This window comes from Alteromonas sp. AO-Serp (genome assembly GCF_017849675.1).
Taxonomy (GTDB): Bacteria; Pseudomonadota; Gammaproteobacteria; order Enterobacterales; family Alteromonadaceae; genus Alteromonas; species Alteromonas macleodii.
Map to the genome: position 1 here is coordinate 1 of NZ_JAFLMX010000262.1, position 24,817 is coordinate 24,817.

Genomic DNA, 24,817 nt, shown 5'->3' on the forward strand with positions numbered 1-24,817 from the left:
TGCGATGCTCTCTGGCTCTACCTGTTTAACTACTGGCTTAACCGTTTCCAGCCCCACCAGATACATCAACCACAGTGCGAAAAACGCAAAAATAAAGTTAACGCCAGGGCCAGCAGCAATAACCGCCATGCGCTGCAAAACGGGTTTATTGTTAAACGCTTTGTCTTCTAACTCAGGCGGTACGTCATCAATACGTCCATCGAGCATGCGCACGTATCCACCTAATGGGATCATAGCGATGACATATTCTGTGCCTGATTTACTTGTTTTACGCCATATAGGCTTTCCAAAACCAATTGAGAAGCGCTCTACCTGCACACCGCATTTACGAGCCACATAGAAGTGCCCCCATTCATGTACAGCAACCAAAATACCTAAGGCTACAATGAATGCACCAAGGCTCCATAAAAATGCTAGCACTGGAATTTACCTCGAATAATCTCGTTAGCTTTTGCTCTTGCAAGGCTGTCTTGCTCTAATATTTGCTGAATAGAATTCACCGACACATTGGGCATAGCATTAAGCGTGGCGTCATTTACTTTAGCAATATCGCAAAACTGAATTTTGCCTTCTAGAAAGGCGTCGACAGCCACTTCGTTTGACGCGTTCACTCGTGTTGTTGCACATTGCCCTTCTTTACACGCATCAATAGCCAGCTTCAAATTCGGATAACGCTCAAAACAAGGGGTTTGGAAACTGAAATTGCCAATGTCAGAAAAGTCGAGCGGCGTCACGCCAGCTTCGATTCGCTCAGGATGCGCCAAACCATAAGCAATAGGGGTACGCATATCAGGATTGCCCATTTGTGCGATCACCGAGCCATCAACATATTGCACCATAGAATGAATAATACTTTGCGGGTGAATAACCACATCAATATCATCTGCACCAGCACCGAACAACCAACAGGCTTCAATGAACTCCAGCCCCTTGTTCATCATAGTTGCAGAATCGATTGTAATTTTTCTGCCCATCGACCAGTTAGGGTGTGTACTGGCTTCATCAATTGTAATTGACGAGAAGCTATGAAGCGGTCTTTCTCTAAACGGACCACCAGAACCCGTTAAGAGAATTTTACGAATGCCGGATGCGGCAAAGTTACCGTATTCATAATCGTGCGGTAGGCACTGGAATATGGCGTTGTGTTCGCTGTCAATAGGAAGAATTTCAGCGCCGCTTTGGTTCGCAGCCTCGATAAATAAAGCACCAGACATGACTAACGCTTCTTTATTGGCAAGCAAAACCCGTTTACCCGCCTTTACTGCTGCCAGTGTGGGTAAAAGCCCTGCTGCACCCACAATGGCTGCCATTACAGCATCAACTTCAGGCGCGCTGGATACTTCTTCCAGCGCCTTAGCACCAGAGAGAATTTCTGCATCCACACCGTACTGGGATGCTAACTCACAGGCTAGTTTGTAGTTAGCGTCATCAGCAATTACCACATAGCGCGGCGCGCATTTCTGGGCCTGCTCCATAAGCAATTCAAGCTGTGAGTTGCCAGTAATAGCAAATACGCGATATTTGTCTGGGTGGCGGTTTATTACGTCGAGTGTATTACAACCAATGGAGCCTGTGGCCCCTAACACTGTTACTGTTTGCATTACGCCATCCAGGTTACATAGCAGAACGCAAAAACAGGGAATGCCGCGGTTAAGCTGTCGATTCTATCGAGTACACCACCGTGTCCAGGGAGAATTTTGCCGCTGTCTTTAATGCCCGCACAACGCTTAAGCATGCTTTCGTTTAAATCGCCAAGGGCGGAAACAGCCACCGTAATACCGCCAATAGCAAGGTGAAGCCAAATACGCGAAGGCTCTACCTGATAGTGAAGGGCCGCAAAAGCGATAATAGCGAATGAAGCTGCAATACCGCCTAACAAGCCTTCTAAACTTTTACCTGGCGATACGTTAGGGCGTAGCTTATGGCGTCCGAATTTTACGCCAACAAAGAATGCACCTATATCTGCAGCCCAAACAATCCCCAGCACATAGAAGATGAGTGAAGCACCGTAGAAAGGATCAACATCGTGCAAGCTCGTACGAAGCGCAACAACCGCTACCCATGTGGGTATAAGCGTAAGTGCCCCAAATAGGGTTCTAACGCTGCGACTGTCTTTCCAGAACTTGGAATATTTGGGATAGGCTAGCACCATAAATAAAGACGCTATCCACCATAATACGGCAACCGTTAATATGACACGGTATAAACCATGTAATTGGCCTTGATACCAAATCGTGCTGGCATCAACAATAAGAGACAAGGCTATACATATGGCAAAGGCACCTGCCATATAAATGAGCTTTTTAGGACGTTCACATACGCCCGACATATTCGCCCATTCATAAGCGCCAATGCCGACAACACCAGCAATGGCTATTTCAAACCAAAAAATAGGAAGAAAAAGAATAGCGTAAAGCGCCAGTGGCGCGAGGATTAATGCAGTTATTATTCGTTGTTTTAGCATAATTTGCCCTTGGCTATCGTTACCAGGGCAAGCCTGATAATTGCCTGTATGGTGTTAACCATCGGCTGTGACTACCTGTTCACCGGTTAAACCGAAGCGACGTTGGCGAACGTTAAAATCGTCTACGGCCAATTGAAACACGTCTTCGTTGAAGTCGGGCCATAGTACGTCGGTAAAGTACAACTCTGCATAGGCACATTGCCACAGCAAGAAGTTGCTAATACGGTGTTCGCCACCTGTGCGAATAAGAAGGTCTAACTCAGGAAGGTTAGCTGTTGAAATGTGCGCATTCAGTGCGTCTTCACAGATGCTTTCCACATCAAGCTCGCCGCTTTTCACTTGCGTAGCAAGCTGCTTAGCCGCGTTTACAATGTCCCATCTACCACCGTAATTTGCGGCGATATTTAAGACCAAATCTTTGTTATCTTTGGTCATGTCTTCAGCTTTACGAATTTTTTCGACCAGCTTGGCATCAAACGCCTCAACATCACCAATAACCTGTAGACGTACACCGTTCTTGTGTAGTCTTTTTGCTTCGCTATTGAGGACAAGATTGAACAGCTCCATTAAGACACTGACTTCTTCCTCAGGACGTTTCCAGTTCTCACTTGAAAACGCGAATAGCGTAAGTGATTCAATACCGTTTTGACGTGCAAAGCGCACAACAGAACGAACAGACTCTACCCCGGCTTTATGACCAAAGGTACGAATTTTCCCTTTCTTTTGCGCCCATCGACCATTGCCATCCATAATGATTGCAACATGCTTCGGGCCAGCAGATTCTGCTGGCACCTCTGCTTTTGTCGATTTGGCTGCGCTTAAACGCTTTCCAATCATAATACTTACTTATACTTCCATTAGTTCTTTTTCTTTGTCAGCAAGCATGCTGTCAACTTTCTTAATGAAATCGTTAGTAATAGATTGAATGTTCTCTTCAGCAGCGCGGCTCTCATCTTCACTGATTTCTTTTTCTTTAAGAAGATCTTTGATGTCACCGTTCGCGTCACGACGGATGTTACGGATAGCGACACGACCACCTTCCGCTTCATTGCGAACAACGCGGATAAGGTCTTTACGACGCTCTTCAGTAAGTGGAGGAAGTGGAATACGAATTGAACCACCTGCACTCATTGGGTTTAAACCCAAATCAGACTGCATAATGGCTTTTTCTACCGCTTGAATGGCGCTTTTATCAAACACAGTTAACGCTAGAGTACGACTGTCTTCTGCAACGACGTTAGCCACTTGCTTTAGCGGCGTGTCTACGCCGTAATAAGGTACCATGATGCCATCTAGAAGGCTTGGATGCGCACGACCTGTGCGGATTTTGCTGAATTGGCCCTTAAGAGAAACTAGGCTTTTTTCCATGCGCTCTTGCGCATCTAATTCAATTTCATCAATCACGATTTGTATCCTATTGTTCTTAATTAATCGTTGTCAGCGTGGCGAATAACAGTACCTTCTTTTTCGCCCATCACAACACGCTTCAGGCAACCTGGCTTATTCATGTTGAATACGCGAATTGGCAAGCTGTGATCGCGCGCCAAAGTAAACGCTGACAAGTCCATCACTTTAAGTTCTTTTTCTAGTACTTCTTGATAAGTCAGTTCTTCGTAAAGCGTTGCTTCTGGGTTTTTCACCGGATCATCGCTGTAAACACCATCAACTTTTGTCGCTTTCAATACCGCATCGGCTTCAATTTCGATACCGCGTAAACAAGCCGCTGAGTCTGTGGTGAAGAAAGGGTTGCCTGTACCGGCAGAGAAGATAACAACACGGCCTGACTTAAGAAGGCTAATGGCTTCTGCCCAGTTGTAGGCATCGCAAACACCGTTTAGCGGTATTGCTGACATCATTCGCGCATTTACAAATGCACGATGAAGCGCATCGCGCATGGCTAAGCCATTCATTACGGTAGCCAGCATTCCCATGTGATCGCCAACAACGCGGTTCATTCCCGCTTTTGCTAAGCCTTCGCCACGGAACAAGTTACCACCACCGATAACAAGACCAACTTGAACACCAAGTTCAACCAGCTCTTTAATTTCTTGCGCCATTCTATCTAGCACTTTAGGGTCTATGCCAAAGCCTTCCGCCCCCATTAGGGCTTCACCACTAAGCTTTAACAAAATGCGTCGGTATGCTGATTTTGGTGTGATACTCATAGTTTGAATTGTCCTCGTAAACCCGTTTTGTCCTATGTCTTTCAACAAGCCACTGATGTAAAAAACATAGGACAAAGCGCTTTCGTTTGTCAGGCAGGCGCGTACTTAATCTCGCCTAGCTTCACACTTACGCATTGCAATGGCAACACTAAAGACGTTCAGCTATAAAAAAGCACCTCCTAAGAGGTGCTTTGTAGTTTATCTAACTATTGCTTAATGCAAAAGATAAACACTCAATTATTTCTTAGCAGCAGCCATTTGAGCTGCTACTTCAGCAGCGAAGTCTTCAGTCTTCTTCTCGATACCTTCACCAACTTCGAAACGTACGAAGTTGATTACGTCTGCGCTGTTGTTCTTAAGAAGCTCAGCAACAGAGATTGAAGGATCTTTAACGAAAGGCTGACCAGTCAAGCTCACTTCGCCAGTGAACTTCTTCATGCGGCCTGCAACCATTTTCTCAGCGATATCAGCTGGCTTACCAGACTGGATAGCGATTTCGATTTGGATTTCTTTCTCTTTCTCAACAACTTCTGCTGGAACGTTTTCAGGCTTAACGAACTGCGGGCTTGCAGCTGCAACGTGCATTGCAACGTCTTTCGCAAGCTCTTCGTCACCGCCAGTAAGAATAGAGATAACACCAATACGGCCGCCGTGTACATACGCGCCTAGTGTATCGCCTTCAACGTTGATAACGCGACGAGGAGAGATGTTTTCGCCGATTTTAGCAACAAGTGCGTCACGCGCTTCGCTAACTTTAACGCCGTTCATGTCTGCGTCGTTAAGCGCTTCGATGTCGTTGATGTTGTTAGCAGCTGCTACTTCTAGAAGCTCGTTACCAAATTTAAGGAAACCTTCGTCACGTGCTACGAAGTCAGTTTCACAGTTTAGTTCAAGCATAGTCGCGCGACCCGCTTCAACCTTAGTAAGGATTACACCTTCAGCTGCGATACGGCCTGCTTTTTTAGCCGCTTTCGCTTGGCCTGATTTACGCATGTTTTCAATGGCTAACTCAATGTCACCATCCGTTTCAACCAGGGCTTTTTTACAATCCAGCATACCTGCGCCAGTACGTTCGCGCAGTTCTTTAACTAGTGCTGCAGTCACTGCCATTTTTCAATTCCTCAGCATTAAATATAAATTCGTTAGGTAAAAGGGGCGATGTCGCCCCTCTCAATACGTTTCGTATTGTAGTACTGCCATATTATTAAGATATGACAGTAAGCAATCAGAATTACTCTGCTGCTTCTACGAAGTCGTCTTGCTCAGCTTGTACTTCAAGGTTGCTTTCGCGACCTGAGTTTATAGCGTTTGCAGCAGCATCCAAGTAAAGTTGGATAGCGCGGATAGCATCGTCGTTACCAGGGATGATGTAATCAACACCGTCTGGGTTAGAGTTAGTATCAACAACACCAACAACAGGAATACCTAGGTTACGAGCTTCTGTTACAGCAATGTGCTCGTGATCTGCGTCGATAACAAAGATCGCGTCTGGAAGACCGCCCATGTCTTTGATACCGCCAAGGCTGTTTTCAAGCTTGTCCATTTCGCGCTGAAGCATAAGTGCTTCTTTCTTAGTTAGCTTCTCAAACGTACCGTCTTGGCTTTGCTGCTCAAGATCTTTAAGACGCTTGATTGACTGACGTACTGTTTTCCAGTTAGTCAGCATACCACCTAACCAACGCTTGTTTACGTAGTACTGGTCGCACTTAAGAGCAGCATCTTTAACTGCTTCGCCAGCTGCGCGCTTAGTACCAACGAAAAGGATTTTACCTTTCTTAGACGCAACACCTGAAAGGTAGTTAAGTGCGTTGTTGAAAAGTGGAACCGTTTTTTCAAGGTTGATGATATGAACTTTGTTACGAGCGCCGAAGATGAAAGGCTTCATCTTTGGGTTCCAGTAACGAGTTTGGTGACCGAAATGCACACCTGCTTTCAGCATGTCACGCATAGAAACATTAGCCATTTTATTTTCCTCTTGGGGTTAGGCCTCCATATACCCCTTGTATCGATTCAGACCAACCTAAATTGAACTGAACACCCCGATACGAAGTGTCGGTATATGTGTGTTTTAATAAAATAAATTTACCCTCTAAAACGGTGCCAAATGCACGTGGCAAAATGAGCTTTCCGTCAGGGCGCGCGCTTTATACCACAATACCACCTAAGCCTCAAGTTTTGAGGGTAAAAAGCGACAATTTGAAGTATTTAGGTTAAAGAAAGTATAGAACCCTTAATGAGCTCGCTTTCCATCTCTGCCTTTAGCAGATAAAAACCAACAATATCATCACCTTACTAAGAATGACCTGAATAGTGTTATAATGCGTAAGTAATCAAAATTCTTCATCAAACTAGTTTCAAACGATTTGAGAGGCGCTGTGACAGCTATTATCAAAACCCCAGAAGAAATCGAAAAAATGCGCGTAGCCGGTAAATTGGCAGCCGAAGTGCTTACTATGATAGGGCCTTACGTAAAGAAAGGCGTTACCACTGATGAGCTAAATACTATTTGCCACGACTACATTGTAAATGAGCAAAAAGCGGTACCTGCGCCTTTAAACTACGGCCACCCGCCTTTTCCAAAGTCTATCTGTACGTCGGTAAACCACTGTATTTGCCACGGTATTCCTTCTGACAAGAAACTGAAAGACGGCGACATCATTAATATCGACGTGACAGTTATCAAAGATGGCTATCATGGCGATACGTCAAAAATGTTTGTGGTGGGTAAGCCTTCTATTCTTGCAGAACGCCTAATTCGCGTTACCCAAGAATGCTTGTACAAAGCTATTGAGCAAGTGAAACCGGGCATGCGTCTTGGCGATATCGGTCATATTTGTCAAACCCATGCTGAAGCGCATAACTATTCAATAGTTCGTGAATACTGCGGCCACGGTATTGGCGCTAGTTTCCACGAAGAACCACAAATTGTTCACTACGGTAAGCCAGGGACGGGTGATGTGTTAGAGCCAGGCATGTGCTTTACCATCGAACCTATGGTAAACGCAGGCAAGCGCTACTCAAAAGTGCTACCAGACCAATGGACTGTGGTAACTAAAGACAGAAGTTTAAGCGCCCAATGGGAGCACACCCTATTGGTCACTGAAACCGGCGTTGAGATTCTTACGCTTCGCGAAGAAGAAACCTTGGAACGCATCATTTCTCACGGATAAATCGACTTCGACAATATTGATAACGTTTCGAATAATCGCGTTAAAAATATGATTACAGAAGATTGAGTCTATCGAATTATGCAAAGCAGCCGTTGAATTCGCGGCTGCTTTTTTATTGGCTCGTTAGCTCAAATTCCAACTATCAAAGTTCGGCATCGTGTGCCCACTCCCCTCATATTTACTGCGCTACACACCTATAACAAAAAACCATAAATATTCACAATTCAACCTAACTTATGCATTAATTTGCTACTGCGAACTACTAGCAATTCATGCTATTGTTCTTAGCGTCTAAAAAGAAGTCTATTTCAAAGGTGTATTTTGACGCTGCAATCACTGATAAAGAATATCGACACAATTAGCTCTGTTGATGAAATCCCCGCCATTAAATCGTGCGTGGAAGCCAGTTATGCCTGGATAACGGAGTCCTTCGACGCTACGCCGGTTAATCAACTCGTTACCGGTCGTGCACAGTTCGTCGATGCGTTGCTTTGTCATCTTTGGCAACTTTATGGTTTAGATACCGTCGACGAATTATCGCTTTGCGCCGTTGGTGGTTACGGCCGTGGTCATCTGCAACCTCATTCAGACATCGATTTACTCATAGTTAGTAAAAAGAAGCTTAAGCCCGATGTACAAGAAAAAATTGGCATGTTCATCACCCTTTTATGGGATATCAAATTAGATGTTGGCCAGTCAGTTCGCACTATCAAAGAAACGGTCAAGCTAGCAAAAGACGATATTACGATTGCGACCAATTTAGTGGAAAGCCGATTACTTTGCGGCAGTGAAGCCACCTTTGATAAATTGTGGGATGAAGTTAACGGTCGAAACTCATGGTCGAGCAAAGCGTTTTTCTCAGCCAAGTACGACGAGCAGAAAAAACGCCACGCCAAATTCAACGGTACCGCTTATAACCTTGAACCTAACATCAAAGAAAACCCCGGGTGTTTGCGTGATATTCAATCTATTGGCTGGGTCGCCAAAAAGCATTTTAAAGAATACGACGGCTGGAATTTAGTAGGCCACGGCTACTTTACAGAACAAGAGCACAGTGAATTAATTGCTTGTCGCATGCACCTTTGGAAAATGCGTTGTGCACTGCATCTGGTTGCAGGCAGAAGCGAAAACCGGCTGCTGTTTGATTACCAACCTGACGTTGCAAAAATGATGGGGTATGGTGAAGAAGGTAAATCGTCTGTCGAAAAAATGATGCGGGACTTTTTCCGCACAGTGGCGCGGGTGTCTGAACTGAATCAAATGCTGCTTCAGCGCTTCAAGTACGACATGCTGAATCAAAGCGTTCAGAAAAGCGTGATCATAAACGAAGATTTCGAGCTGCTCGATAATATGATATCGCCACGACACGAAACCGTGTTCTCCTCTCCCGAAGCAATCTTGGACTTTCTGCATTTGGTGGCCAACACGCCAGAAGTACAAGGCCTCAGTACGATTTGCATACGTCAGCTGCGCAACGCTCACCGCGCTTTTGAAGCAGAATACTATGTTGAGCGCCCACTGTGCCGCGAAAAATTCATGCGCTTAATGAAACAGCCAGAGTTCTTTGATTTTGCATGGGACATCATGCATCAATACGGCATTTTACAAGCTTATCTTCCTGAATGGGATGCCATTGTAGGTATGATGCAGTTTGACTTATTTCATGCCTACACGGTTGACGAGCACACGCATCGACTAGTAAAGCACGTTAACTACTTTTTCTCAAAGGCAAATAAGGACTTCCCGCGCTGCGGCAGAATTTGTAGAAACCTCGATAAACCAGAAGTGCTTTATATCGCTGCTATTTTCCACGATATCGCCAAAGGTAGAAATGGCGATCATTCCACATTAGGCGCCCAAGATGTAGCAAAGTTCTGTCAGCAACACGATGTTCCCAGCGACGATGCTGAAATGATTGCATGGCTTGTAGAAAACCACCTACTGATGTCAGTGGTAGCCCAACGCCGCGATATTTATGACCCAGACGTTATAAGCGAGTTTGCTGGCGCGGTAAGAAGCCACAATCACCTTAATTTGCTTTATACGCTAACCCTTGCCGATATTCGTGCCACCAATGACAACCTTTGGAACGACTGGAAAGCATCTTTACTTCGCGAATTATATTTAATGACGCAAAAGGCATTGGATAATGGACTACAGTGTCAAGTAACATTGAACGAGCGAGTAACTACTCACAAACACCAAGCAAGGCAAATTTTGCAAGAGCGCGCTATTGAGCCTGTTGCTATTGATGCATTGTGGGCCCGCCTGGACGACGATTACTTTGTTCGCTTTAAGCCTACTCAAATCGCGTGGCATACTGATGAAATTATTAAAGCTCAGAATGAATGGCTTACACCAGAGCACGATGGCCTGTTAGTAAAAGCAAATGATAACAGTGCGAAAGGTGGCACTGAGGTGTTTGTTTACGGCAAAGATAGAAAAGCATTGTTTGCGCAAGTCGCGTCAGTGCTGGACAGTCGCAACTGTTCAATTCACGACGCCCACGTTACCGTAACTAGAGATGGCTATGTGTTCGATAGCATGCTTATTCTTGAAAATGACGGCAGTCGTATAAGCTCAGAGTCTCGCATTGCGTCCATTGAAAATGCTATTTCTGCCCAACTTGAAAAGCCGGGGCGTTCGCACGAAAATAAGCGTAAATTGCCTCGGCAAATGAAACAACTTGATGTGCCTACTAAGGTACGCTTTTTCAATATCAACGATGAAGCCACGCTTATTGAGTTAGAAGCCCTAGACGCTCCGGGCATTTTAGCTAAAATTGGTCACGCATTCGTTGATACTAATATGACGCTTAAGCTTGCGAAAATTGCCACCATTGGCGAGCGAGCCGAAGATATTTTTATCGTCAGCAATGAGGCTGGCAAAGCATTAACCCAAGAACAACAGGTGAACCTTAAAAAGCGTATCCTGTTTAAACTCGACCAACTTGAAGATATCACAATACCATGAATGAATTGAAAGCCATCATTGAAGACGCCTTCGAAAATCGCGATAGCATTAGCCCTTCATCTGCACCTGATGAAGTAAGAGATGCAGTAGCACAAGCTATTGACCTTTTAAACACAGGTAAAGCGCGCGTTGCAGAAAAAATTGCTGGCGAATGGGTAGTACATCAATGGCTTAAAAAAGCTGTTCTACTTTTCTTCCGTCTTCACAACAACGATGTGATTGAAGGCGCCGAAAGTAAGTTTTATGACAAAGTACCGCTTAAGTATACAAACTATACTGCTGAACAGTTTGCGGCTGACGGCGCGCGTATTGTTCCACCAGCAGCGGTACGTACGGGTACATTCGTAGGCAAGAACGTGGTTGTTATGCCTTCTTACGTAAACATTGGTGCGTTCGTTGACGAAGGTACTATGGTTGATACATGGGCGACAGTAGGCTCGTGTGCGCAAATTGGTAAGAATGTTCACCTTTCAGGTGGCGTGGGTATTGGCGGCGTATTAGAACCACTTCAAGCTAACCCCACCATTATTGAAGATAACTGCTTTATCGGCGCGCGTTCTGAAATCGTAGAAGGCGTGATTGTTGAAGAAGGTTCTGTTATCTCAATGGGCGTTTACATCGGTCAGAGCACTCGTATTTATGACCGCGAAACCGGTGAAGTTCACTATGGCCGTGTACCAGCAGGTTCAGTAGTCGTGGCGGGTAACCTGCCAAGCGCAGATGGTAAATACAGCCTTTACGCCGCTATCATCGTGAAGAAAGTAGATGCGAAGACCCGCGCGAAAGTAGGTATCAACGCGCTACTTCGCGGCGTAGAATAAGCAGTATTTCTGGCTTATCGCTAACGGCTCGGGTTAATTTCAATTAGCCGAGCCACATGCTGAAAGACTCACAAATTAAAAGAGGCGCTTATGCGCCTCTTTCTTTTCGTAATCAGGACACTCCTAAGACTTAAGCCAACAGCTTATCTTTAATGGTGTTAACCCACTCTACTACGTCTTTTTCGGGCTCTAGGGTTTCAATCGCGTCAACTTCTAACATATCGGCAACTGCGTTACCTTGTAGCTCGGTCAGTAACGCATGAAACTGTTTACCCGCACCACAGAAACTATCGCCATAGCTGCTATCGCCTAGCGCTGCTACCGCGAATGGCTTGCCGGTTAGCATTGGCGATTCGTCTTTCAGATCTGAAAACACAAACTCAAGGTTTGGTGGTACATCGCCCTGCCCTGTTGTAGAGGTAATGATCAAAAGTGCGTCGGCATCAGTAAAATCTGCAACCGACGGGTCGCTTTCAAGTGAGCAATCCACGCCCTGTTCAGCTAAGTTCTCTTCCACCTGCTCAGCTACGTGTTGCGCATTGCCGTAAACTGTACCCGCAATAATTTTCAATGTTGCCATTTTTACCTCTTAAACCAATGATCGTCGCCTTTGTCGACAGGCGGAAATTCTTACTATTTTATCAACCTAAACGCAAAACGGCGCTAATTTTTCGAGCCATAGTCGCATTTCACTGTGCATCTGTGAATTAATCGTTACCCACTTTCCAGTGATAGGATGAGAAAAGCCCATTTGAGTACAACTTAAGGCCAAATTGTTAAAATTAAAGTGCTGCTTGGCGAATTTGTTTTGTTTGCCGTCCCCGTGGGTCGTGTCGCCGATAATGGGGTGACGAATATGAACCATGTGCCGACGAAGCTGATGTTTGCGACCGGTACTAGGAGAAAGCTTAACTAGCGAATATCGTGCACTTTGGTATTTGCCCACAGGCTCAGGCACTTCGAATTTTGCCACTGACTGATACATAGTTGATGCAGGTTGTGGCGGCTGCTGCGGGCGCTTATGCTTGTCTGCAATTTTGTCGTAGCGGTATTTTAGGGCGTAATCGATATACCCTGTGTGATGCACAAAACCGCGAACTATAGCGTGATACGTTTTTACTACCTGCTTGTCCATCATCTGCTGTCCAAGCTTTGCTGCAATTTCTGAGCTAAAGCTAAACACCAGCACACCTGAAGTGGGTCGGTCTAAACGATGAGCAGGATAGACGTGCTGGCCTATTTGGTCTCGAAGTGTCTGTACTGCGAACACCGTTTCATGTCTATCAATCGGACTTCTGTGTACTAGTAGACCTGGCGGCTTCTCAATCGCGATGATATGTTCATCTTGGTACAACACAGGTAAATGAAGAGCATTAACACTATCTTCCTCACCAACGTCTACCTTTCCTATTGTTTGCTCATCTGAATGCACAGTTAATTGGCCTTTTAAATCGTTCTACATAGTGCGTTGTGTTTGCTCACCCAATGTCTCCATTGGCAATATTATCAATAACTTGAAGCTGGGACAGAGTGCGCTGATGCGCCGATGACAGATATATTTCTGCTGCAGGCGTAATTTGCATGGGTGGTAAAGGCATTTCCTGTTTCAACAAAATGCGCATTTTGGGAATAAAAATAAAAGCCAACCAACTCTCAAACGCTAAACAGTCGACCGCAAAAGGAACCGCACTTTCCATAGCATTATTTAGGTCTTGTTCCGAAGGCTCTTCATTTGGCCAAATACCATCCTGATACATGTCTGTTTCTAATTGTATCAATGCTTTACTTAATGCTATGTGATGAGTGCTATTCGTTTTAATCACATCCTCTCCGCAATTCAAAAACGCTTCTATTTCGAAGCGCGCAGTATATCAGGAGCTAAAGGTCAACATAAGTCCGCGTGTCTTATCGTTGAATTTCTTCTGCTGTGATACCATTACCCGTCTTTGTTGGCGGTATCTCATCGACGTGCCCCTTTGAATAGATGTGACAGCCTGGCAAATTTTGATTAAAGCAGTATTTTGGAACGAGTTATGAGCGCTAACGGTATTAATTCTATCAGCGAGTTTTTGTTACATGCAGGCACTGAATATCAGGTTTTTGATTTAGGTCGTCGCCTTGAACCCACCGATAGTCAAACCTTTCTAGAAATAGAAAACGGCAGTGCTTACGCGCCCTACCCTCGTCAGCAGCATGCGTGGTTCGGCATCGTCTTTTGGAATAAAAATGCTTCTACCCAACACTATATTTGGTTTGTGAAACTGCCGCTTGATGAGCAAGGCTTAGTGGTTGCCGCAGCAAGAAATCATTTTCTAGAGATTATTGTTGATGCACTAGGTCAGTCTGTTGCTGAAGATACTGAAAACGCGCAAACTTTGCCTGATAATCCTTATTCGTTTGTTCCCAATCAATCGCAGCTCGCTCAATTTAACGCACTAGTTAAACGCACCCTAAACCAACCTTTAAGTGAGGAGGCGCAGAAAGTTGAGGCCTACATTCAAGCCCCACAACTGGTTGACTGGCAGCAGATATCCATGCAAAGCGTGGCCGACTTTGTACAAAGTCTAAGCCAACACCCCAAACAAGATGTATTAGCGCAGGCAATTAAAACCAACACCTCACTTTACTCGGACGTTTTCCTTAACACTTTAATGGAAATGAGCGAAAGCGTTTCCCTGCCTGAAAATCTATTAGCGGCGTATTTAATTGAGATAGATAAAAGTGACGACATCAATTTAGCGGCGCTGAGAGGCACGTCAGAAGGTAGTTTCCACCCGACCATCAACAACAAACTACTCGAATTATTAAAAAGCGAAAAGTCGCAGAGACTTGATATTTTAAGCGTTATTGCAGCACGCCATTTCGAGCAAATGGAACCCCTACTGCTTAGTGCCTTTTTAGAGCAGGCGGCAAACGTTGATGAAAAAGAGGGTCATAAGGGCGCCTTATTCGCAGGGTTCTTTTCAGATTTAGTACAAGTCCCGAAGTTACGCAGACAAGTGCTAACACTCCTGCATTCCAAAGCCAACCCTCAGATTCTCACCAATGCATTTCAACAATTGTTTGCACAAGCGAGAAAGTAAATGACGTTACTTGAGTTAGTGGTGTGGATGGTTATCGGGTTTACTGGCTATCAGTTTTGGCGCACACGGGCTATTTCTGAACGAACAAACGCTTACCTAAAACAATACTGCGATAAACATGGTTTGCAGTTGTTGAGCGTGGCAAGAGCAAAAACTCGGTTCTCGTTTAAATATGGTAAGCCAGACTGGCACAGTGTATTCAACTTTGAGTTCTCGAGTAATGGTGAGGACCGATATACTGGGGAAGTTGAATTAATAGGTGTAAGGGTTATGCGAACAGAGGTGCCGCCGCATAGGGTTTAAGCTTCTATGTCGAAGAGCGTGAGCGGCTCTTAATTCACCATTCAGGTCAGGTTTTACATAACAAGTGCACATGGATTGGTAATAACAACGCAAAAAAAAGGGGAACCTAGCGGCTCCCCTTTTTCCTGGAATTTTGAGTATCCTTCTCCGCGATCCTTTGCGACTAAAATCTTCCCGATTAAAATCCGTATACGCCCCTTTCCATCTACTCTCGCGCCTTCCTGTGCGAGCTACACATCCATGCGTAGGTCCCTTTCCTTTTATCCTAATTTACTGTACATCCTTCATACAGTGTTCCTCTTCCTGAGGCTGTCCTTGTCAGACTCCGCTGACGTTCCCTTCCCTCATTCCATTATTTGCTGTACATCCTGCTACAGCTTTGCCAATCCCTTAGCATGTCCTTCTTTCGTCCTTGGTTTGCTCGTCCATGCAAACTAGAAATTCCTTAATGGCTATCCTGCGGTTGGCTTCTTGCCTCTAGCTCCTTGCTAGCTCTCGTCCATTTTTCCCTGCTACATCCTGTATGCGAAGTCCTTTCACATTTTACGTCCCTGAATCCCTTTATATCCTTTAAAATCCGTTTCTAACATCCTGTTAATGCAGTGTCCTATCTGCTTTCCTTTCCCTTTCCCCACTGCCTTGTGGGAGTCTCATCCTTAAGTTGTCCTAACTTATTCCGTTGATGATCCTTGACTCAATCCGTGACTCGTCGTGTTTCCTTGTGACATGTTCATAGTATCCCTTCCAATTATTACCGCCATATTGAATTACAGAGATTTAAGAAAGATTCTTGTACGACTTTTGACTAATTTTTAAAAACTTCAATATAATCAATAACTTTATACTTTAGTATAAATTAATCTTTCATCATTTAGGTAAGATCACTCACAGCGTTTGTAGGAAATGTCTTACAAACGCTGTAGTAAATTTGGTGTAAAGATTGGAACTGCAACGTATGACGTTTTGGTAGGAGTATCACAACGAATAAAAAAACATCATTTTAGCCTGAACATTACCTCACCGTTCACATGAGAAAGGCTTAGTTGTCCTACAACCTGATAATTGTCATCGTTAAAGAAAGCGCGATGTTTTTCTATAGTCACGAATACCGAAACACCCTCACTTTTTTCATCTTCCTCTACCACGCTATCAATAGCGCCAAGTAAAATATGCCCAAGCCCATGATGTTGATAATCTGGATGTACTGCGATGAAACTCAGCATGTGGAAGTTATCGGCGGGAACTAATGCTCGCACTTTTTCTTCTTTCTCTAGCATTTGCTTTGTACCGAACAAACCTGCCGTTAAAAGCATCCGCAATCTCCAGTGCCAGTAACGTCCTGAACCAAATGCTGCATCGGGCGCGGTCAAGCATGCAACGGCAATAAGCCGCTCATCATCGAACAGGCCAATCATCGGCTGCTCTGCAACCCAAAATGCATTGAGCTCTTCACGGATAGCTGACCGTAGACGGCTTTCATAACCTTCTTTTTCTGCTTGGAAAATGTCAATGAACAATGGGTCATCTACATACGCATTGTAAAGAATAGAGGCGGCAACTTTGAGATCATCTACAGATAGATAGATGGCTTTAACCGTGTCTTGCAAGGGGGCTATTGCATTATTAATAGCATCAGTATTCATCAGGGGCTCCTTGTACGCAAAGTTATACAGCTGCTTTTACCCATTTAAACAAAATGAGAGAAGTGGACACTACCGCACAACTTTTATCATTGCGCCAACCACCCACTTAAACTGATTAAACTTTAGCCTACGCGAAAAACCCCTGCATGTTAACTTTTTATTAACATTTAAAAACAGTTAGTAATGCCTACTTTCGTAATCAATTACCAACTAACGATTATTAGTGCATTAAGCTATAAGCACTGTCACCCCAGCCAACTAAGTTTCCATTTCTGAAAACCAACGGCGTACACTCGTCTTTTGTGGTGATACCATCGCCCATCGTTTTTTGAGTTCGGTAGTAAAGTACGCGATATGTGCCGTCTTGCTTTTCGAACAGTTCATTGAAATCCGCAACGCCCATTTTTCTCAATACACTTTCGTAAGTTGTCCCTGTTTCAAGATTCGCAATGTGTTTACGATTGTTAAACTCTCTGTCTTCCCAATCAGCACCATAGTGACTATCTGAACCGCCACCTACTGATACGACACAACCTGAAAGCAAAACTGAAGATGCCAAAGCTACTGAAAGAAGAACCGTTTTCATGTGAATTCCTTAATTATGTGTGTTGTTTTTATTCGATACTACGCCTACTTTGTGAACTGACACTGAATAGACATAAATGCGCTAACGTAAGAACCACTGCGTTTATGCGTGATAATGTAAGTTATGATTGGTAAACAAGATTAAGGCCAAAAATTAAATCATTGATTTTTATACCAATCTTAATAACACCCATCTACGAAGGCTTTGAAAAATAGTGAAATCAGTAACTTATTAGTGAAATTGACTACGTAGACAGGCTACACTGCTAATATTCATGACTTTCAACCATTTTCGTATTATGAGTAACGCTAACCTGCAGCAACTTCACGTTTTGTGCCTTCAAATGCATAAAGAAGGAAAAACACCGTCCGTAGGCATTTTACGTGCAAAAGCTCCCTTTAAGGTATCGGTAACCGAAGCTATTGAAGCGATTAAGCGATTTAACGCACACAAACCTAAGCTAGAGGTATCTAACGAAGTAAACGTAGCGCAACAAAATCCTGTCGCCACAACTGATGAGCCGGGCAATTTGCATGCACGGGTAGAGACGTTAGAAAAAGAAGTGGCGGAGTTAAAGCGGGCGCTACATAAAATTATTAACGCCCAATAGCTTTTAGTCTTGCAGGCCGGTAATTTTAGGTCTGATTGACGTCAGTCATAGCGTCAACGTCATATAGCAGGTGTAAGTTGCTCAATAAACACCGCAAGAGATGGCGCAAGAATTTTGGCAGGCTCTCTGCCAACCTGCTCGAGTGCCACTTCGCCACTTTCGTTGACAACGGTTAAAATAAAATCTTCTTCGTCAGTTAAACCAAAAAACAATGTTGGCGCTTGCCTAAGTCTTTGCTTCATCAACAAATGCCCAATCAAGTTTTGCTGTAATCTTTCAAAATCTTCGGTATTGAAAACTTGAAGCAATTCACAGCGACCTTGCGGGGCGTTAGCCTTTAAATTATCGCTGTAGTAACGAGTAAAATACTCGCAGTAGTCAGGATTTAGCTTTAGCGATAATGCCTCTTCAACATTACTGAAAGACTGCACAGGCGATTGAAGCGTAGGAGACCATCTTACAAGTTCACCGTCTTGCGCCGACGTCTCATAGCACGGCGAGGGCCACTCGCTATCAAATGCTATCTTGAGTCCCTCGGCCTCGGACTGTTCGACATAAGATGATACAAATTTATCTAATTGTGCTGAAATTGTTAGAGCCATTATGACGTTACCTGCGTATTTTTGGGGTACACTATACAACTAAACAGTTAAGTCAATACTAGGGTTAATTCTACTGCGCCGTAAGACTGTGTGCCGCTGTGCAGTTCAACAATTTAAATCCCGCGTAGATACATAAAAGGTTCTTATGTCGACGGACAACTCACCTCAAAAAATTACTATCTCTGCACCTGATGACCTCTCTTTGGGTAAACAGGTTGACTATGAATTTGAATATAATCCTGGCTTGTTGCAAGGCGTGCCGCGCAGTTTAAGTCGTGATACGTTAAACTTGGCTGGCTCAGGTTTACCTTTTGATGGTATCGACACTTGGACAGGATACGAACTTTCTTGGCTAAATTTAAAGGGTAAACCTAATGTGGCAATTTTAGAATGCCACGTTCCTATTACCTCAAAGAACCTAATCGAATCAAAATCATTTAAGCTATATTTGAATAGCTTCAACCAAACAAAATTCGCTTCAGCAGAGGACGTACGACAAGTGCTTCAAGCGGATTTGTCAGCGTGCGCAGGAGAGCCTGTCGAGGTAAAGCTAATTCTTCCAGAGCAGTTTTCTTCGCTACAATTCCAAGAATTTAACGGAACCTTGTTAGATAGTCTGGATGTAGAAATCGATCAATATTCCCCTAATACTCAATATTTGACTGTTGCGAAAAATGAAACAGGAATTCAAGAGACGCTTGTTTCTCATTTACTTAAATCTAATTGTTTAATCACAAGTCAGCCAGATTGGGCTAGTATTCAAATAAGGTATGAAGGAAAAGCTATTGAACACGAAGGGCTTTTGAAATATCTAATTAGCTTTAGGCAACACAACGAGTTTCATGAGCAATGCGTTGAGCGCATTTACAACGACATCATGCAGCATTGTCAGCCAGATAAGTTAACCGTTTGTGCGCGTTACACACGACGAGGGGGTTTAGATATCAACCCTTTCCGTTCAAATTACGAAGCGCCTTATGCTAATCATCGTCAAGCACGTCAGTAATATAACGGTGAAGTACCTACCAACGCAACCTAAGCCGCGGCAGTAATAGCGAATTAGAACAAAGACGAGATTATGGAAGCAAAACAACTACAAACCCTAAAACAAAATAACGCGCTTCTTTGTCAGTTTATTGTGAAACTCTCAGCATTTTATGAGGGCTTCTCGGATAAGATCGATACTGAACTTAAGGTGTTACGAGGCCACCTTTCTGGCACACCTAATTTTAGTCTTGCCGCTGTGAGCATAGAGAAACTCAACAAATCACTTCAGCATCAAGAAATAACGCTTAGAAAATACAGTGTTGATACTGTTTCATCGCTAGAAGATGCAATGAAACAACTACAGAAAATTGTATTTGAAGATACTGAATTAAAAGGGTTAACCACGCAGGAATTGATTAAGCTTAATCAACCTGTAGGTGATATCTTCAGTATTTACAAACTCTATTCAAAAGCCATTGCGCTTCACCGCATTGCGCTCAACAAGGAAATGGTTGGACTTGAGCCATCTGAAACCACAGAAACTAAGTCCACTAACAATGAAAGCACATCGGCTCGTTCGATTAAAGATGATAACCCTCACTACCGTTCTATTTTGGTTGAGCTTAATCACCTTATTGCTTCTTATGCACAAAAAAAACCTAACGATCAGCAACTCAATGATATAAAGCAACGTCTTGATGAAGGCATGGATGAAGACCAGCTGCTTAAAAGCTGCGTTGTAATTTTGCGCATGATCGTTCAAGACGCTATGTCAGAGGCGAGCTTAACAGGAAAAGTGATTCAGAGTCTGCACCGTTCATTAGGTGAAGTGAGTAGTGACGTCAGCAATACGATCCAAGGCAGCCAAGCCCAGTTCGAGCAGCGCCAAGCTGGTAATGAGCAACTTAAACGTGACATTATTCACATCGAAGAAGCCGTATCGGAAAGCAGTTCTCTAGAAGCACTTAAAGAGCAGACACAGTTTCGCGTAGAAAAGCTTGTGACTACGTTAAGCGAGCAACAAAGCAACGATCAGCAAGGTCAAGAAGCGCTAATGGCACTGCTCTCCTCTATGCAATCGCGAATAGATACACTTCAGCAGCAAACCAGCGTCTATAAAAAGAAGCTGGCCGAACAAGCAATGCAAAGCCGCACCGACCCCCTCACTCGGCTTCCAAACAGGCAGGCGTATAATGAGAGACTAGAAGCGGCTTTCACTAAATTTAAAGAAAATGGTGACTTGCTTGCGGTCGCCGTTGTGGATATTGATCATTTCAAGTCAATCAACGATAGATTCGGGCACGCAGCAGGCGATAAAACTCTTCAGGTAGTGAGTAAATTCTTAAAGCAAAGTTTGTCCGAAAATGATTTTATTGCCAGGTGGGGAGGAGAAGAGTTTGTAATGCTACTGCCTCAGGCGCAGATGGCAGATATAGATAAGAAGCTTAATGAAGTTAGAACTAAACTTGCTGCAATGCCGTTTAAATTCAAGCAAGAAAAAGTAAAAATCACCGCATCTTTTGGCGCAACCTGTTTCAATGACAATGATACTACTGAAACTGTGTTTGAACGCGCCGATGAGTACCTCTATAAAGCAAAACGAAACGGCCGCAACCTCGTAGTCACTGATTTAAGCACTGACTTATAGGAAGTAAAAATATGAAGAAAGTGCAGCTTAACCCTGTTGGCTGGATGAGCCAGCTATCACAAGTAGAAGTTTCTCGTCTTCAAGACGCCACCAACAGCGAGCTCTTTGCTATGTTCAGAAACTGTTGCCTTGCAGTATTGAACAGCGGCGTTGACGAAGACAATTTCGAAGCACTTTTTGCTCCTTATGAAAATTTTGAAATAAAACTCATTCGTCGTGAACGGGGCGTAAAAATAGAACTCGTGAACCCTCCTGAAGTGGCTTTCGTTGACGAAAAACTCGTTCGTGGTGTACACGAACATCTATTTGCGGTCCTTCGCGACCTGCTTTACATGGGTAACAAGTACGCATTTCTTCATCAAACCGCACCGGCTGAAGGTAACGACATCACAGACATGGTGTTTGACATGCTACGCCACGCTAAAGCGCTTGAAGGGAACGATGGCGTAAACACAATTGTCTGTTGGGGCGGCCATTCCATTAATCAAGTAGAGTACAAGTACACGAAAGAAGTGGGCTATCAGCTCGGCTTACGTGACATGAATATTTGCACAGGATGTGGGCCTGGAGCGATGAAGGGTCCAATGAAAGGCGCCACCATAGGTCATGCAAAGCAACGCCACAAGACAGGCCGTTACATTGGCATCTCTGAGCCGAGTATTATTGCCGCCGAGCCGCCCAACGCCATTGTCAACGAGCTCATTATCATGCCTGATATTGAAAAGCGTTTAGAGGCGTTTGTTAGACTCGGACATGGCATTATCGTGTTTCCAGGCGGTGTAGGCACTGCCGAAGAATTACTTTATCTGCTTGGCATTTTGATGAATGAACGCAATGCGCAGCAACCTTTTCCTTTCATTCTAACAGGGCCTGCTGGTAGCGAAGAATACTTTGAAGCCATAGACGCTTTTGTTGGTGCAACACTGGGTCCAGAAGCACAATCAAAATATCAAATCATTGTAGATGACCCAGAAGAAGTAGCACGCACCATGAATAAACACCTTGAAAAAGTGAAGAAGTTCAGAGGTGCGATGGGTGACGCATTCAGCTTTAATTGGTCATTAAAAATTGAACAAGACTTTCAACAGCCCTTTATTCCAACGCATGAGAGTATGGCCGACCTTCAACTGCACTTAGATCAAAGTAAAAGTGATCTAGCGGCCAATTTGCGCAAAGCGTTTTCAGGCATTGTTGCGGGTAACGTAAAAGCAGAAGGCATTGCTCAGATCAAAAAACATGGTCCGTTTGAGCTCACCGGTGATAGTACACTGATGGAGAAGGTTGATACGCTACTCGAGTCGTTTGTAAAACAGCATAGAATGAAGCTGCCTGGTAGCGCGTACGAACCATGTTACGTTGTAAAGAACGATAAGAGAAACAGCGAATAACACGAGGCCGTGACAAGACGCATTTGCTTACGTTTACTACTTATGTTTAGTAGTCGTTTTGCGGTACACTATTAGAGAGTATTGTTTAACGAATGAATGTAGTGCACATTTAGCCTATGCTCGGCTCCCGAACAATGTCGGGCTTTGGCTTGCAGTAGCATTCAAGTAAAGAAAAACGAGAAGTAACGGTCATGAATACCAAGGTTATTCGTCTAATTTTAGCTGGCATCGCCCTTTATGCGGTGTTTGTTTTTATGGTTATCGCGTTCTATCCCGATAAGCCTGAGAATATGGATTGGAAAGACCGTGAAGAATATAATCGTGTCCAAATAACCAAGTTAAAGTTAGGCAGTACAAGAGAAGAAGTTTTGGCGTTACTAGGCTCACCTGACATTACAGAAGCCAAGCGGCAGGGTGCCACTGCTATTCAGGTTATGTTTTTTAGAACACAACATGTGCGCGCTGACGGCTTAACCACGCAAGATGAATGTACACCGTTGCTTTTTGAAAACGACAAACTTATTGCATGGGGTGAAGGGGCTTACTCCAGTTACCAAAAAAGTTAGAAGGATGGGGAGTGAGCGACATCATTTCCACGCTTAAACGCCTGGTTCAGTTAGGTAACACTGAACTTTCTGTCGAGCAGCGTATAAACCATTGGTTGAAAATCGCTAAACGGATCCTGACCTTAGTAAACGCCAATCCAGCGCTTGCTGCAGCAACGTTACACATCGATAATGACCTTCCTAAAGATACTCAACATCTTTTGTTATTGGCGCTGTTTGGCAAGCTTTGCCGATTAAACGACCACTATTTACAACATGTGCTTGCGTCTTTACTCGCATCCCTCTGGCTTTCAAGTAAAGGAACACCAAGCGACCAAACGGCCAATATCATTCGCTTTTTGCGTAAACACAATCTCTCGATTTGGCTGGATATCATTAAACTTCAAAAAGCGTTTCGGTCAGACAAGCCAATTAACTACGTTGCAGACATTCGGCTTAATATGGTTCAAAGGCTTTGTCTCTTAGCAAATGTTTTCGCTACTAAAACAAAAAAAGCAGATTATCGTGAGGTTTTCACTCAGATTGTTTTACGCCTTCCAGCACATCATCGTCACCTTATTGCACCACTTATCAACCTATTTAATGGTGTGCTACCTGGCGCAAAGGTTTACGCAAACGGCGTACCGGGCGCGCTAGTCGACATTCAGCAAAATCACGGCTACGTATTTATGCTTAGCCAAGGCGATGAAGATGGAAAGTGGCTTCCTCTATCGTCAATACGCTCTCCCATTTCACTATCAATGCCGTTTGAGCACTTTATTGCTCTTTACACTGATACCGCCACTGCGAGAGTAAATCATGGCGGCACACCATTTTTACCTTCTACATTCGCAATTCAGCATCCCCCTAAAGCTCTTATAACTATTATCGATGAGCTGCAAAAGCGCGATGTAAATATTGAACAACTTTGCGAAAAAATTGAAAGCGTGCCCACGTTTAATCACTTTTTGATGCACACTGCGAGTCAGGACAACCGTCTTCAGCTTCCGGTTAAAAGCATTAAACAGGCGGTTTTGACCTACGGCATTGAACGTGTGGGTGACATGCTTATTCAATTTGCGCTGTTAGAACGGCTAACGCAAAACCAATTTCCACTGATGGGCATGTGCAAGCAATTGACTTTATTGGCTTGTTCATTTGCAAGCTATTTCGCACAACTCGCCGATTCGAAATTTTCGCCGCAATCTGCCGCACTGACCATGACCTTTGTTTGTACTCCCTTGTTCACGCTACCAGGGTTTAAAGTGTCACGAGCATTACCCGTCGACCTCACCAAAGCTGTGTCCATTAATAGCGCATTCAAGGTCAAATCTGACACGCCTTGGCTAGCAATCGCTTCTGAACTTGCTGGAAGTTGGCATCAAAGCTCGACGTGGCGTGCCGTTATACACCAATGCAGTAAAGTAAGTACGGACGTTCCTAAATCACTTCAAAAGGAACAAGCAATTCTGGTGTTGAGCTTCGCAATCGCCAAAGCATGCTTATTTAATCAGGATATTTATTCATTACTTCAGGATATCAATATCAAAACACTTTTAAATATCCTAGGTATTCGACGAGATGATGTGGTAAACGCACTAGACGCTAATGGGTCACTTTTGTTCTGTCCGCTCGCGCAGTAACGTCATTTACTCCTAAACATCGTACTCGGCTATTTAATTAATCTTTACGAATGGCTATAACTTGCGCCAGGTATCGTATAAAATACGGCAACTTTTGCAGTGCTTAACCCTTTTTCCCTACATTTTCCATTATAATAAGTAAGCAGGCAGAAATTGGCTCATAAACGCCAAGCTACAAATTGAATA

Annotated in this window: 25 protein-coding genes; 11 read left to right on the forward strand and 14 right to left on the reverse strand. The window is 44.0% G+C overall.

Going from position 1 to position 24,817, the window contains the following annotated elements; genetic code table 11:
- The 8 genes from rseP to rpsB form a co-directional block, all read right to left on the reverse strand.
- A partial coding sequence (rseP, locus tag QVA83_RS17300; protein ID WP_287498744.1) for an RIP metalloprotease RseP occupies positions 1-420 on the reverse strand: 420 nt, incomplete at its 3' end.
- Positions 414-1,601, reverse strand: coding sequence for a 1-deoxy-D-xylulose-5-phosphate reductoisomerase (ispC, locus tag QVA83_RS17305; RefSeq protein WP_069943867.1), 1,188 nt, complete (start codon positions 1,599-1,601; stop codon positions 414-416). The genes ispC and rseP, both read right to left, overlap by 7 nt.
- On the reverse strand, positions 1,601-2,464 hold the full coding sequence (locus tag QVA83_RS17310; RefSeq protein ID WP_069943866.1) for a phosphatidate cytidylyltransferase: 864 nt from the start codon (positions 2,462-2,464) through the stop codon (positions 1,601-1,603). Before QVA83_RS17310 ends, ispC begins: the two co-directional genes overlap by 1 nt.
- A gap of 54 nt (positions 2,465-2,518) precedes the next feature.
- Complete coding sequence (uppS, locus tag QVA83_RS17315) at positions 2,519-3,301, reverse strand: polyprenyl diphosphate synthase (protein WP_014948556.1); 783 nt, start codon at positions 3,299-3,301, stop codon at positions 2,519-2,521.
- Positions 3,302-3,310: 9 nt separating this feature from the next.
- Positions 3,311-3,868, reverse strand: coding sequence for a ribosome recycling factor (gene frr / locus QVA83_RS17320; protein WP_014948555.1), 558 nt, complete (start codon positions 3,866-3,868; stop codon positions 3,311-3,313).
- 23 nt (positions 3,869-3,891) lie between these two features.
- Positions 3,892-4,629: a UMP kinase gene (gene pyrH / locus QVA83_RS17325; protein ID WP_014948554.1), complete on the reverse strand. Its 738-nt coding sequence runs from the start codon at positions 4,627-4,629 to the stop codon at positions 3,892-3,894.
- Between the two features lie 237 nt (positions 4,630-4,866).
- Positions 4,867-5,739, reverse strand: a complete 873-nt coding sequence (gene tsf / locus QVA83_RS17330; protein WP_014975850.1) for a translation elongation factor Ts — start codon at positions 5,737-5,739, stop codon at positions 4,867-4,869.
- A 121-nt stretch (positions 5,740-5,860) separates the two neighbouring features.
- Positions 5,861-6,592: a 30S ribosomal protein S2 gene (rpsB, locus tag QVA83_RS17335; RefSeq protein ID WP_014948552.1), complete on the reverse strand. Its 732-nt coding sequence runs from the start codon at positions 6,590-6,592 to the stop codon at positions 5,861-5,863.
- A 412-nt stretch (positions 6,593-7,004) separates the two neighbouring features.
- Between rpsB and map the strand changes: the two genes are divergently transcribed.
- The 3 genes from map (at position 7,005) to dapD (ending at position 11,593) form a co-directional block, all read left to right on the forward strand.
- A complete protein-coding gene (gene map / locus QVA83_RS17340; RefSeq protein ID WP_014948551.1) occupies positions 7,005-7,799 on the forward strand; it encodes a type I methionyl aminopeptidase in 795 nt (264 codons plus the stop codon).
- A gap of 321 nt (positions 7,800-8,120) precedes the next feature.
- Positions 8,121-10,772, forward strand: a complete 2,652-nt coding sequence (gene glnD / locus QVA83_RS17345) for a [protein-PII] uridylyltransferase (RefSeq protein WP_039224764.1) — start codon at positions 8,121-8,123, stop codon at positions 10,770-10,772.
- Positions 10,769-11,593, forward strand: a complete 825-nt coding sequence (gene dapD / locus QVA83_RS17350; protein ID WP_014975848.1) for a 2,3,4,5-tetrahydropyridine-2,6-dicarboxylate N-succinyltransferase — start codon at positions 10,769-10,771, stop codon at positions 11,591-11,593. The genes glnD and dapD overlap by 4 nt, the downstream gene beginning before the upstream one ends.
- A gap of 130 nt (positions 11,594-11,723) precedes the next feature.
- Here dapD and QVA83_RS17355 read toward each other — a convergent pair whose 3' ends face one another.
- From QVA83_RS17355 to QVA83_RS17365, 3 genes are all read right to left on the reverse strand, one after another.
- Positions 11,724-12,173, reverse strand: coding sequence for a flavodoxin domain-containing protein (locus QVA83_RS17355; protein WP_069943864.1), 450 nt, complete (start codon positions 12,171-12,173; stop codon positions 11,724-11,726).
- A 66-nt stretch (positions 12,174-12,239) separates the two neighbouring features.
- Positions 12,240-13,004, reverse strand: a complete 765-nt coding sequence (gene truC / locus QVA83_RS17360; RefSeq protein WP_049586005.1) for a tRNA pseudouridine(65) synthase TruC — start codon at positions 13,002-13,004, stop codon at positions 12,240-12,242.
- Positions 13,005-13,071: 67 nt separating this feature from the next.
- The gene (locus tag QVA83_RS17365) at positions 13,072-13,416 is read right to left on the reverse strand and encodes a YqcC family protein (protein ID WP_231513048.1); all 345 of its coding nucleotides are present in this window, start codon (positions 13,414-13,416) and stop codon (positions 13,072-13,074) included.
- Between the two features lie 210 nt (positions 13,417-13,626).
- Between QVA83_RS17365 and QVA83_RS17370 the strand changes: the two genes are divergently transcribed.
- Together QVA83_RS17370 and QVA83_RS17375 are read left to right on the forward strand one after the other, a co-directional pair.
- The gene (locus QVA83_RS17370) at positions 13,627-14,676 is read left to right on the forward strand and encodes a DUF3549 family protein (RefSeq protein WP_069943863.1); all 1,050 of its coding nucleotides are present in this window, start codon (positions 13,627-13,629) and stop codon (positions 14,674-14,676) included.
- Entirely contained in the window at positions 14,677-14,979 is a 303-nt protein-coding gene (locus QVA83_RS17375; RefSeq protein ID WP_069943862.1) for a DUF3301 domain-containing protein, read from the forward strand. It begins immediately after the preceding gene.
- Positions 14,980-15,974: 995 nt separating this feature from the next.
- Here QVA83_RS17375 and QVA83_RS17380 read toward each other — a convergent pair.
- Together QVA83_RS17380 and QVA83_RS17385 are read right to left on the reverse strand one after the other, a co-directional pair.
- Positions 15,975-16,622 (reverse strand): GNAT family N-acetyltransferase, encoded by a 648-nt coding sequence (locus QVA83_RS17380; protein WP_014948543.1) that lies wholly within the window; start codon positions 16,620-16,622, stop codon positions 15,975-15,977.
- A 220-nt stretch (positions 16,623-16,842) separates the two neighbouring features.
- Positions 16,843-17,208 (reverse strand): DUF3192 domain-containing protein, encoded by a 366-nt coding sequence (locus tag QVA83_RS17385; protein WP_014948542.1) that lies wholly within the window; start codon positions 17,206-17,208, stop codon positions 16,843-16,845.
- Between the two features lie 298 nt (positions 17,209-17,506).
- Between QVA83_RS17385 and QVA83_RS17390 the strand changes: the two genes are divergently transcribed.
- Positions 17,507-17,818: a zinc-binding metallopeptidase family protein gene (locus QVA83_RS17390; RefSeq protein WP_231513047.1), complete on the forward strand. Its 312-nt coding sequence runs from the start codon at positions 17,507-17,509 to the stop codon at positions 17,816-17,818.
- A 59-nt stretch (positions 17,819-17,877) separates the two neighbouring features.
- On the opposite strand, the gene syd is transcribed toward QVA83_RS17390, so the two are convergent.
- Positions 17,878-18,420 (reverse strand): SecY-interacting protein, encoded by a 543-nt coding sequence (gene syd, locus QVA83_RS17395; RefSeq protein ID WP_069943860.1) that lies wholly within the window; start codon positions 18,418-18,420, stop codon positions 17,878-17,880.
- A gap of 145 nt (positions 18,421-18,565) precedes the next feature.
- Between syd and queF the strand changes: the two genes are divergently transcribed.
- From queF to QVA83_RS17420, 5 genes are all read left to right on the forward strand, one after another.
- Entirely contained in the window at positions 18,566-19,426 is an 861-nt protein-coding gene (queF, locus tag QVA83_RS17400) for an NADPH-dependent 7-cyano-7-deazaguanine reductase QueF (RefSeq protein ID WP_014948539.1), read from the forward strand.
- Between the two features lie 72 nt (positions 19,427-19,498).
- Entirely contained in the window at positions 19,499-21,055 is a 1,557-nt protein-coding gene (locus QVA83_RS17405; protein ID WP_014948538.1) for a diguanylate cyclase, read from the forward strand.
- Between the two features lie 11 nt (positions 21,056-21,066).
- Positions 21,067-22,443 (forward strand): nucleotide 5'-monophosphate nucleosidase PpnN, encoded by a 1,377-nt coding sequence (ppnN, locus tag QVA83_RS17410; protein ID WP_014948537.1) that lies wholly within the window; start codon positions 21,067-21,069, stop codon positions 22,441-22,443.
- A 191-nt stretch (positions 22,444-22,634) separates the two neighbouring features.
- Positions 22,635-23,009: a DUF3192 domain-containing protein gene (locus tag QVA83_RS17415; RefSeq protein ID WP_014948536.1), complete on the forward strand. Its 375-nt coding sequence runs from the start codon at positions 22,635-22,637 to the stop codon at positions 23,007-23,009.
- An 11-nt stretch (positions 23,010-23,020) separates the two neighbouring features.
- Positions 23,021-24,631 (forward strand): histidine kinase, encoded by a 1,611-nt coding sequence (locus QVA83_RS17420; RefSeq protein WP_069943859.1) that lies wholly within the window; start codon positions 23,021-23,023, stop codon positions 24,629-24,631.
- Positions 24,632-24,817: the final 186 nt, after the last annotated feature.

Coding starts and splice junctions, on each gene's coding strand:
- QVA83_RS17370 (WP_069943863.1), top strand. CDS start 13,627: ATGAGCGCTAACGGTATTAATTCTATCAGCGAGTTTTTGTTACATGCA.
- ppnN (WP_014948537.1), top strand. CDS start 21,067: ATGAAGAAAGTGCAGCTTAACCCTGTTGGCTGGATGAGCCAGCTATCA.
- uppS (WP_014948556.1), bottom strand. CDS start 3,301: ATGATTGGAAAGCGTTTAAGCGCAGCCAAATCGACAAAAGCAGAGGTG.
- QVA83_RS17415 (WP_014948536.1), top strand. CDS start 22,635: ATGAATACCAAGGTTATTCGTCTAATTTTAGCTGGCATCGCCCTTTAT.
- syd (WP_069943860.1), bottom strand. CDS start 18,420: ATGGCTCTAACAATTTCAGCACAATTAGATAAATTTGTATCATCTTAT.
- QVA83_RS17380 (WP_014948543.1), bottom strand. CDS start 16,622: ATGAATACTGATGCTATTAATAATGCAATAGCCCCCTTGCAAGACACG.
- rpsB (WP_014948552.1), bottom strand. CDS start 6,592: ATGGCTAATGTTTCTATGCGTGACATGCTGAAAGCAGGTGTGCATTTC.
- QVA83_RS17405 (WP_014948538.1), top strand. CDS start 19,499: ATGGAAGCAAAACAACTACAAACCCTAAAACAAAATAACGCGCTTCTT.
- ispC (WP_069943867.1), bottom strand. CDS start 1,601: ATGCAAACAGTAACAGTGTTAGGGGCCACAGGCTCCATTGGTTGTAAT.
- tsf (WP_014975850.1), bottom strand. CDS start 5,739: ATGGCAGTGACTGCAGCACTAGTTAAAGAACTGCGCGAACGTACTGGC.
- QVA83_RS17385 (WP_014948542.1), bottom strand. CDS start 17,208: ATGAAAACGGTTCTTCTTTCAGTAGCTTTGGCATCTTCAGTTTTGCTT.
- pyrH (WP_014948554.1), bottom strand. CDS start 4,629: ATGAGTATCACACCAAAATCAGCATACCGACGCATTTTGTTAAAGCTT.
- QVA83_RS17355 (WP_069943864.1), bottom strand. CDS start 12,173: ATGGCAACATTGAAAATTATTGCGGGTACAGTTTACGGCAATGCGCAA.
- queF (WP_014948539.1), top strand. CDS start 18,566: ATGTCGACGGACAACTCACCTCAAAAAATTACTATCTCTGCACCTGAT.
- QVA83_RS17310 (WP_069943866.1), bottom strand. CDS start 2,464: ATGCTAAAACAACGAATAATAACTGCATTAATCCTCGCGCCACTGGCG.
- dapD (WP_014975848.1), top strand. CDS start 10,769: ATGAATGAATTGAAAGCCATCATTGAAGACGCCTTCGAAAATCGCGAT.
- QVA83_RS17390 (WP_231513047.1), top strand. CDS start 17,507: ATGAGTAACGCTAACCTGCAGCAACTTCACGTTTTGTGCCTTCAAATG.
- QVA83_RS17375 (WP_069943862.1), top strand. CDS start 14,677: ATGACGTTACTTGAGTTAGTGGTGTGGATGGTTATCGGGTTTACTGGC.